This is a genomic window from Pragia fontium DSM 5563 = ATCC 49100, from assembly GCF_900112475.1.
In the GTDB taxonomy this organism is placed as follows: domain Bacteria; phylum Pseudomonadota; class Gammaproteobacteria; order Enterobacterales; family Enterobacteriaceae; genus Pragia; species Pragia fontium.
The window spans coordinates 107,400-117,775 of sequence record NZ_FOLW01000003.1 but is presented as its reverse complement, the minus strand read 5'-3'; the positions used below and the strand labels follow the sequence as shown (position 1 = coordinate 117,775).

The window sequence follows — 10,376 nt, the reverse complement described above, 5'->3', positions numbered from 1 at the left end:
ATCTAGGTTTTAGCTTAATCACAACGTTTGGCTTTAGGGCGAGATCCTGACTTTCGTCAGGATGACGAAGTGGTGGGCTAAACATATCCCCGTCATTCCGATCCCCAGTCATTTCGGCGAAAGCCGGAGTCTGGGTTTTAGCTTAAAGAGCGAGATCCTGACTTTCGTCAGGATGACGGCGTGGGGCTGTGCATATCATCGTCATTCCGACAAAACGAAATGACGAGGTCATCAAGATCAAAGCTCATCAACCACACTAACACCGCCTAGCTGTTTCATCTGGCGCAGGATCCAGTTCTGACGTTGGATAACATAACCGGATGGCTTATTCGCTTTAAAACGTATTGGATTGGGTAACACTGCGGCTAATCGAGCGGCTTCGGTGGCGGTTAATTTTTTCGCTGGCTTACCAAAATAGCGTTGTGATGCCGCTTCAACCCCAAACACACCGTCACCAAACTCGGCAATATTCAGATAGACCGTCAAAATACGGCGCTTAGTCCAAATGAGCTCCATTCCTCCGGTCAAGGCAACTTCCAGCCCTTTTCGGATCCAGCTTCGATCGTTCCATAAAAACAGATTTTTGGCGGTTTGTTGAGAAATGGTGGAGGCACCACGAATACGGCTAGGCTTTCGTTCATTATGGCTAAATGCAGAGGCAATCGCCCCCAGATCAAATCCCCAATGGTCGGGGAATTTTTGATCTTCGGCAGCAATCACCGCTAACGCCATCTGGGGAGAAATGTCGTCCATTGAAACCCAGCTTTGGTGGGCCACATAGGAAAAATCACCGCTAAACCAAGCGCCCAGCTGTTTTTCTACCATCACGGCGGAAAAGGGGACCGGCAGAAAGGCGAACAATATCAAGCCCGCCCCCCACAATAACAAAACGGCCTGAACCAGTCGCTTGCCCCAAAAAAACAGGCGCCCAATCACCCGTGATAGGGCGGATTTTCTCATTCGCTCAGAACCAGTACCCTGGCAACCAACTTATCAATACCTTGCGCGGCTTCAGCAATACCCTGTGCCAACATATAAGCTGGCGTGCTCACGACTTTCTGCTCTTCATCGACCACGATATCATCAACCGGGCAAGTGACGTGCTCTCCCCCCATCTCATCAATGAGTTCAGCGGTATCAATATCATTACCTATGGTTAAACGTACCGGAACACCCAGCATTTTAGGTAACAAGGCCGGTGCAATACAGATAAAGCCCATTGGCTTACCGGCTTGATGCATCGCCTTAACCAAGCGAACCAAATCTGGATTGATGTCGCATTCGGCTCCCTGAGTGGCAAAGCTACTCAGATTTTTCGCTGCACCAAAACCACCCGGTACAATCAGAGCGTCAAATAACCCTGCATCAGCCTGAGAGAGCGGCTGGATTTTTCCCCGTGCAATACGTGCAGATTCGGTCAAGACGTTACGACTTTCGGTAGAAGGCTGACCGGTAAAATGATTGATGACCTGAGCCTGAGGCTGGTCTGGTGCAAAACAGGTTACTTCGGTTCCGGCACGGTCTAACGCCAACAGCGTTAATACCGACTCGTGAATCTCTGCACCGTCTAAAAAACCACATCCACTTAATACAACGGCAACCCGTTTCATTGATAACTCCTCTTACACACTCTTCGTTCTTATTTATTCATCTGATAATCGCTGACGCTCACAATAATGATTCGCGCCAGCTGATGTGGCAAGTCCTCTGACTTTGCCGCTTTGTCTTCACTTGACGTTATAGGTTACCCTTGCGCGTCAACCCAGGCACGTAACACGGCAACATCGTTACGCCATTCAAGCGACATCTCATCGAACCATTCTTCCACATTGTCCCACCAAGCCGGTAGCGTTGGCGTTTGAATTTGACGAGCCAGTTGCTGAATATGTTTTAACCCAACAGAACCTGAAGCCCCTTTAATTTTATGCGCTTCTTCAGTAATGCCTTTTTCATCTTTAGCCGTCATATTCGACTCAAGTAGCGCTAAATAGCCCGGCATCACTTGTTCGTACATGGTCAGACCGTCAAGAATAAGCTGTGGACCAACTAACTCCATATACTGCTCTAACATGGTTAAATCGAGTATAGACTCATTGGACTTCATCGCGCCTTGCTCCTGTAAATTAGGTAAAACTTTCTGTTGGGCACTTCCGATTTTTCTGATGACAACCATTAACTCCGGCACTGAGAGCGGCTTACTGAGTACATCATCCATCCCTGAGTTTAAATACTCTTTTTTATCCTTTAACACATTGGCCGTTAGCGCAACTAATGGAGGAATCTCTTCGGTAGCATAAGTATTTCTAATTTGTTTCGCGATATCAAAACCTGTCATATCCGGTAGCTGAATATCCAGTAGCAATAAATCATAGGCTGCCGGTTTAAACTTATTCAGCGCTTCCGTTCCGGTCATCGCAACGTCAACAGTATGCCCCAATTTTTCTAAAACCGAGCGGGCAACTATCACATTAAGCTCAATATCTTCTACCAATAATACCCTTAAATGGGGTGAAGGTAACTCTTCTTTCTGAGGCGCTTCTTTAATCGCTGCCGGTGCTTTAATAAATACGGTAAAGGTTGTTCCCCTACCCACTTCACTCTTAACAAAAATGTCTCCCCCCATCGCCTGAGCCAGTCGCAGAGATACCGCCAGCCCAATTCCGGTTCCGGTTGCCGGGCGACCACCGTGTTGGCTGGGTACCTGATAGTACATGGCGAAAATCTTATCGATCTCCTCCTGCGGGATACCAATCCCCGAGTCCTCCACTTCAAAATAGAAGCGGTCTTCCCCTTCATGACGTAAGCGAACGGTAATGCCGCCCTGACTGGTAAACTTCACCGCATTACCGATCAAATTCCATAGAATCTGTCTCAGGCGGGTACCGTCAGTCATAATAAATTCAGGTAGATGCTGGCTATATTCCAGAGTAAAGGTTAATCCCTTAGCTTCAACCAGCAGTCCGGACAGATTTTCCAGATCGGAAAGGAAGTTGATTAAATCAACCGGTGCCACTTCCAACTGGGTTTTTCGCCGTTCAATTTTGTCCAGCTCAATCACATCGTTAAAGATATAGCCCAATGTGGTGGCGCTGACATAAATCGTGCGCAGATATTTAAGCTGCTCTTGATTGAGTTCGGTATCCAGCAGAATACGGCTTAAGCCAACAATGCCGTTAAGGGGGGTTCTAAGCTCGTGGCTAATAGTAGAGATAAAGGTGGTCTTATCCCGGCTGGCTTTCTCCAATGCATCCTGATAGCGCTTACGCTCGGTAATATCGCGGCCAAACCCCATTAGGCCATGACGTTTTCCATCCAAAGCATAAAAGGGGACTTTTCGCACTTCAAAACAGGCTTTACGCCCGTCAGGGTAAACCAACCACTGTTCATAAGTGAGGGAAACATTATGACGAAAAACCTTATCGTCAGTTTCAATTACTTTTTCCGCTACGTCTTTGCTGTAAATATCATTGGGCGTCAGGCCAATAAGCTGTTTTTCACTGCGGCCGGTCAGTAATTCCATTGCTCGGTTACAGCCAGAGAATTGGCCGCGTTCGTCGCGGTAATAAACCAGATCTGGCGAAGAATCGAGGAAGGAGCGTAAAAAGACCGACTGTTGTTCATACTCAATTTGAGCCTGTTGGCGTTGAACGATTTCTATCTGTAAATCTTCAATGGCTTGTTCTCTCGCCTCTTCCGCCTTAATCCGTTCACCGATTTCCTGATTCAGTCGCTCGATATTATCCCGTAGTTGATGATTAAGCTGTCGATCGCGATCGCGCATTTCCTCCAGCTTTTCAACCAGATTAGCTAAACGTTGACGAGAGTCTTCCAGTTGCTCCACCACGATGGAGAGAAAATAAACCGCCCACGGCGTTACCAACAACCCAAAAAAGATGGAGCGAATAATATCAATACGCTCTATTTCACCGTGCAATAAGATAGTGACGGAAATCTGTACGATAAAGGCGAGAATGATAATAATCGACGCTAAAAGAAGAGAAAAGCGTACCAGCCCCAATTTTACCATCGCATCGACGTAGTATTGGGCCAGTTTTCTCAGTTGCTTCATTGTCACTCCCGAAATTTTTCTAACCGGATATCTTATTGCTGAGCCGGAATAATAGCGTAAAAATCACCGCCATCGCACCAAATGCGACCTGGCGATAAATAAAAATGTGAAGTACCAACACGACCAACAAGTAAAGCACACATCGGGAAGATCTGGCTATATCAATGTCATCAATCTGATTATGTATGCGGAATCAAAATCTGCCCAAGCGCAGAGCCTTGATTGCCCTTTGCAATCAAATAGTTTGCAATGGCGTTCATGGCATCCCAACGATATTCACACCACAGCGGTGCCAGTAAGGTTGGTTGTCGAGCAGTGGCAGAGATTCGATGATAAATAATCTCTGTCGGCGTATGTCTGATCATCTCCCCGGCAATCTGAACATATTCGTCCAATTCCAAAGCGGAAAGACGCCCGGCTAGCCATGCTTTTCCCATGATACTGCCAGTGACAATGTGCAACGGATGTAGCTTCACACCATCGGTACCGGTGTCGACCACACGAGCCATCGTCTCAAGGTTATCCTGAGCGTTTTCCCCCGGTAACCCGACAATAAGATGAGTACATACTTTAATACCGCGCTGACGCGCCGCAATCGCCGTAGCCTGATAGCAGGCAAAATCATGACCGCGGTTGATTCTCTTCAGCGTTTTATCATTGGCACTTTGCAGACCCAGCTCCAGCCATACTTCATACCCTTGCTCGCAATAGCCAGACAGTAAATCCAGCACCGCTTCAGAGACGCAATCAGGCCGGGTTCCCACACAGATTCCCACCATATTCGCCAAAGAAAGCGCCTGCTGATACATATCGCGCAGCAGACAAATTTCAGCATAGGTGCTGGTATAAGCCTGAAAATAAGCAAGATAACGTTTAGCCCGATCGGCCTTTTCCGCCTGCTGCACCAACTGTTCGGCAATACTTTGGTACTGCATGGTTTCATCAGAAAATGAAGCCACATTACAAAAAGTACAGCCACCACGCCCCACGGTCCCGTCGCGGTTCGGACAACTAAATCCGCCGTGTAACGTCAGTTTGTGAATTTTCTCACCGTAACGTCGCTGTAAATCAGCGCTAAACATATTGACATGTTGATGTAATTGCATGGTTTTTCGAAGTATTATCTGCTCTGGTAATCGTGTTAAATGCTGACAGACTACCTTTAATTCCGCCTTATCAGGGTGATAGAGATCAATTCGATCGCTCTGTTTGTTCAGTTCAATCTGCGATATAAGCCTAAATAAACTATTTGGCCGAATTATGATTTCTTTTCATACCGATGTTCGACCAACCGATAACATATTTATCACAAATAACACCATTAAATGCCAAATATAATTAAAAAATAAGGATATAACACCAGATTAAATCTATTAAGGAGGATATGAGATTAATTCCCACGCCAACTTATAGTGACTTAGCTCACACTTTAATGTGGCATAAAAATAAAACAATAATCTCATATACAAGATAAAATCATTTTATTTCATAATGATAACAACAAAACCCTTCAATATCGCATTTCAGACAACATATTTGACCTGAATTCTCTTTCTATATTAAGTTGAGTGAGTAGTCGTTTTCAGAACCAAAGGATCGGGTTCTGTTATCAAATAGCAATGACGAGATGTATTCAATCCGTGTATGAGCACACCGACGATACATTCCCTCTCCGGACAGGCTAATTAATGTTTTTTAGGCTAAACAATAGCGTGGTTGATTAACGCGCGTAAAACGAGTGCGCGCTATATTGGGCGTCATCAACAAACAACAAAAATAACCAGATAACAACATCAGAAACAGCACACACTGGGGTAATTGGGGAGCATCAACATGTTATACGACGCGTCGAAAGAACGTGACAACTGTGGTTTTGGCCTTATCGCCCACATCGAAGGTGAACCAAGTCATAAAGTTGTCAGAACGGCTATCCATGGCCTGTCACGCATGCAACACCGCGGCGCGATATTATCAGATGGCAAAACCGGTGATGGCTGCGGCCTGTTACTGCAAAAGCCCGATCGCTTTTTCCGTCTGGTGGCGGAAGAGCAGGGTTGGCGTCTGGCCAAGAACTATGCGGTGGGCATGTTATTTCTCAGCCAAGATCCAGAAGAAGCCGAAGCCAGCCGTAAAATTGTAGAAGAAGAACTACAGCGCGAAACCTTGTCAATTATTGGCTGGCGCGTGGTACCAACCAATCCAGATATGCTGGGTGAAATCGCCCTCTCTTCCCTACCGCGCATCGAACAAATTTTTGTTAACGCACCGGCCGGCTGGCGCTCACTGGATATGGAACGCCGCCTGTTTATGGCACGCCGCCGTATTGAAAAACGGGTGACGGACGACACGTTCTACGTTTGCAGCCTGTCCAACGTGGTCAGCATTTATAAGGGCTTATGTATGCCCGTCGATCTGCCGCGCTTCTATCTGGATTTAGCCGATCTGCGTCTGGAGTCGTCCATCTGTTTGTTCCACCAGCGCTTCTCTACCAATACCGTACCCCGCTGGCAGTTGGCACAGCCGTTCCGCTATTTAGCGCACAATGGCGAAATCAATACCATTACTGGTAACCGTCAGTGGGCCAGAGCCCGCTCTTATAAGTTTAAAACGCCGCTAATCCCCGATTTACAGGACGCCGCCCCCTTCGTTAATGAAACCGGCTCTGACTCCAGTTCATTAGATAATATGCTGGAGCTATTCCTCAGCGGTGGTATGGATCTGATTCGCGCCATGCGTCTGTTAGTGCCACCAGCATGGCAAAACAACCCAGATATGGATGAAGAGCTACGCGCCTTCTTCGACTTTAACTCCATGCATATGGAACCGTGGGATGGCCCAGCCGGTATCGTGATGTCAGATGGCCGCTATGCCGCCTGTAATCTGGATCGTAATGGCTTACGCCCTGCCCGCTATGTGATCACCAAAGATAAGCTGATCACCTGCGCCTCAGAAGTTGGCATTTGGGATTACCAGCCGGACGAAGTGGTGGAGAAAGGCCGCGTTGGGCCCGGCGAACTGATGGTTATCGATACCCGCACAGGAAAAATTCTGCGCACTCATGAAACCGATAACGACCTGAAAAGCCGCCACCCTTACCTCAGTTGGATGGATAAAAACGTTCGTCAGCTCACCCCTTGTGAAACCCTGCCTGATGAGCAAATCGGCGATCGTGAATTTGATGACGCCCTGTTGGAGACCTATCAAAAACAGTTTGCCTACAGCAATGAAGAGCTGGAGCAGGTTATCCGGGTACTGGGAGAAAACGGTCAAGAAGCCACTGGCTCCATGGGAGATGATACGCCGTTTGCCGTGCTGTCCAGTAAGCAGCGTATTATTTATGACTACTTCCGCCAGCAGTTCGCTCAAGTCACTAATCCACCCATCGACCCATTGCGTGAAGCCCATGTCATGTCACTGGCCACCAATATTGGTCGTGAAATGAATGTGTTTTGTGAAGCGGAAGGCCAAGCTCACCGCTTAAGCTTCACCTCTCCGGTGTTACTCTATTCCGACTTTATTCAGCTCACTACGCTGAAAGAGGAGTATTACCGCGCAGATACCGTTGATATCACCTATAACCCGGAAAAAATGGATCTGCAGGCCGCTATTGTGGCGATGTGCGAAGAGGCAGAAAAGAAAGTCCGTCAGGGAACTGTATTGGTTGTGCTGTCCGACCGTAATATTGCCGCCGATCGTTTACCGATTCCGGCGCCAATGGCGGTGGGTGCGCTGCAAACCCGTCTGGTTGAAGCCAACCTGCGTTGTGATGCCAACATCATTGTCGAAACCGCCAGCGCCCGCGATCCGCATCATTTTGCGGTCCTGCTGGGTTTTGGTGCCACCGCGATCTATCCTTATCTGGCCTATGAAACGCTGGCCAGAATGGTAGAAACCGAGGTGATTGAGAAGAGTCAGCGTGCCGTGATGCTGAACTATCGTAACGGCATCAATAAAGGACTGTACAAAATTATGTCCAAAATGGGCATCTCTACCGTCGCCTCTTATCGTTGCTCCCAGCTATTTGAAGCCGTTGGCCTGCATGACGAATTGACCGCCCTATGTTTTAAAGGCGTTTCCAGCCGAATAGGCGGTGCCAGCTTTAGCGACTTCCAGCAGGATTTAATCAACCTGTCTAAGCGTGCGTGGCTCAAGCGTAAGCCGCTGGATCAGGGCGGTTTACTGAAGTTTGTTCACGGCGGTGAATATCACGCTTACAACCCCGATGTGGTATCTACCCTACAAGCAGCGGTGAAATCCGGCAACTATCAGGATTATCAAGCCTATGCCGACTTGGTGAATAAGCGTCCGGTCACCACCCTGCGTGATTTATTAGCCTTAAAACCACAGGATGAAGCACAGGCTATTGCCATCGATCAAGTGGAGCCTGCCGAGTCGCTGTTTTCCCGTTTCGATACCGCGGCCATGTCCATCGGTGCCCTAAGCCCGGATGCCCATGAGTCGCTGGCGATTGCCATGAACACTATCGGAGGAAAATCCAACTCCGGCGAAGGTGGCGAAGATCCGGTGCGCTATGGCACTAATAAGGTGTCGCGTATCAAGCAAGTGGCCTCAGGTCGTTTCGGCGTTACGCCAGCCTATTTGGTTAATGCCGACGTGATCCAAATTAAAGTGGCACAAGGTGCTAAGCCCGGTGAAGGCGGTCAGCTTCCCGGCGATAAAGTGACGCCATATATCGCTAAACTGCGCTATTCGGTGCCCGGTGTCACCTTGATTTCACCACCCCCTCACCATGATATTTATTCGATTGAGGATTTAGCCCAGCTGATTTTCGATCTGAAGCAGGTGAATCACAAGGCGATGATCTCCGTCAAACTGGTGTCCGAGCCGGGTGTTGGCACTATCGCCACTGGCGTAGCGAAAGCTTATGCCGATCTCATCACCATCGCTGGCTACGATGGCGGTACCGGCGCCAGCCCGCTAAGTTCGGTAAAATATGCCGGTAGCCCATGGGAATTGGGTCTGGCAGAAACCCAACAGGCGCTGGTCTCAAACGGCCTACGCCATAAGATTCGCCTCCAGGTCGATGGTGGGCTGAAAACTGGTCTGGATATCATTAAAGCGACAATCCTCGGTGCTGAGAGCTTTGGCTTTGGTACCGGCCCGATGGTTGCGCTGGGGTGTAAATATCTACGTATCTGCCACCTGAACAACTGCGCGACTGGCGTAGCAACACAGGATGAGAAGCTACGGGCCGATCACTACCATGGTTTACCGGAACGCGTGATCAACTACTTCCAATTTATCGCTCAAGAAACCCGCATGATTATGGCAGAGTTGGGTATTCGCCAGTTGACCGATTTAATTGGCCGTACCGATCTGCTGATTGAGCTGGATGGTTTCTCAGCTAAACAGCAGAAGCTGGATCTGTCCTCACTGCTCTACAGTGCCCAACCTCATCCGGGTAAAGCGCTGTACTGCACCGAGAACAATCCACCGTTTGATAAAGGCATACTCAATCAAACGCTACTCAGTCAGGCTGAACCCTATATTCAGGCAAAACAGAGTAAATCCTTCTACTTTGATATCCGTAATACCGACCGCTCTGTTGGCGCTTCACTGTCCGGTGCCATTGCCGAAAAGCACGGCGATCAAGGTCTGGCTGGCGATCCGATTAAAGTCCATTTTAACGGTACTGCCGGTCAAAGCTTTGGCGTCTGGAATGCTGGCGGCGTTGAGTTGACCTTAACCGGTGACGCCAACGACTACGTCGGCAAAGGAATGGCCGGCGGTACTATTATTATCCGCCCACCAGTTGGTTCAGCCTTTGTCGGTCACGAAGCCGCCATTATTGGCAATACCTGCCTGTACGGTGCCACCGGTGGTAAATTATTTGCCGCTGGTCGAGCCGGTGAACGTTTTGCGGTGCGTAACTCTGGCGCGATTACCGTGGTTGAAGGAATCGGTGATAACGGCTGTGAGTATATGACTGGAGGTATTGTGTGTATTCTTGGCCGTACCGGTATCAATTTTGGCGCAGGTATGACCGGCGGCTTTGCCTATGTGTTAGATCAGGATGATGAGTTCCGTAAACGTGTGAATCCGGAACTGGTTGAAGTGCTGGCGGTCGATGAGTTGGCGATCCATGAAGAACATCTGCGTGGGTTGTTAACCGAACATATCCAACATACCGGATCCGCCAGAGCTGAAGATATTCTTGCCAACTGGTCTCAGTGGGCCAGCAAATTTGTGTTAGTTAAACCCAAGTCCAGCGATATCAAAGCGCTACTTGGCCATCGTAGCCGTTCCAGCGCTGAGCTGCGGATTCAGGCGCAATAAGAGGAAGATA

5 protein-coding genes are annotated in these 10,376 nt (G+C 48.5%); 1 reads left to right on the top strand and 4 read right to left on the bottom strand.

Going from position 1 to position 10,376, the window contains the following annotated elements:
- Window positions 1–237: 237 nt before the first annotated feature.
- The 4 genes from mtgA to mnmL all read right to left on the bottom strand — a co-directional run bounded on the left by mtgA (window position 238) and on the right by mnmL (window position 5,175).
- Window positions 238–960 carry a monofunctional biosynthetic peptidoglycan transglycosylase gene (mtgA, locus tag BMZ28_RS06300; RefSeq protein ID WP_074821631.1) on the bottom strand — a complete coding sequence of 241 codons (723 nt, stop codon included), beginning with the start codon at window positions 958–960 and terminating at the stop codon, window positions 238–240.
- Entirely contained in the window at window positions 957–1,610 is a 654-nt protein-coding gene (gene elbB, locus BMZ28_RS06295) for an isoprenoid biosynthesis glyoxalase ElbB (protein ID WP_047781973.1), read from the bottom strand. Before elbB ends, mtgA begins: the two co-directional genes overlap by 4 nt.
- Before the next feature lie 134 nt (window positions 1,611–1,744).
- Entirely contained in the window at window positions 1,745–4,069 is a 2,325-nt protein-coding gene (arcB, locus tag BMZ28_RS06290; RefSeq protein WP_074821630.1) for an aerobic respiration two-component sensor histidine kinase ArcB, read from the bottom strand.
- 179 nt (window positions 4,070–4,248) lie between these two features.
- On the bottom strand, window positions 4,249–5,175 hold the full coding sequence (gene mnmL / locus BMZ28_RS06285; protein WP_047781975.1) for a tRNA modification radical SAM protein MnmL/YtqA: 927 nt from the start codon (window positions 5,173–5,175) through the stop codon (window positions 4,249–4,251).
- Window positions 5,176–5,902: 727 nt separating this feature from the next.
- Here mnmL and gltB point away from each other — a divergent pair.
- The gene (gltB, locus tag BMZ28_RS06280) at window positions 5,903–10,366 is read left to right on the top strand and encodes a glutamate synthase large subunit (RefSeq protein WP_074821629.1); all 4,464 of its coding nucleotides are present in this window, start codon (window positions 5,903–5,905) and stop codon (window positions 10,364–10,366) included.
- The last annotated feature ends 10 nt before the right edge of the window (window positions 10,367–10,376 follow it).

Excerpts from the sequence above, each read along its gene's own strand:
- mtgA (WP_074821631.1), bottom strand. The coding sequence starts at position 960 with ATGAGAAAATCCGCCCTATCACGGGTGATTGGGCGCCTGTTTTTTTGG.
- elbB (WP_047781973.1), bottom strand. The coding sequence starts at position 1,610 with ATGAAACGGGTTGCCGTTGTATTAAGTGGATGTGGTTTTTTAGACGGT.
- arcB (WP_074821630.1), bottom strand. The coding sequence starts at position 4,069 with ATGAAGCAACTGAGAAAACTGGCCCAATACTACGTCGATGCGATGGTA.
- mnmL (WP_047781975.1), bottom strand. The coding sequence starts at position 5,175 with ATGCAATTACATCAACATGTCAATATGTTTAGCGCTGATTTACAGCGA.
- gltB (WP_074821629.1), top strand. The coding sequence starts at position 5,903 with ATGTTATACGACGCGTCGAAAGAACGTGACAACTGTGGTTTTGGCCTT.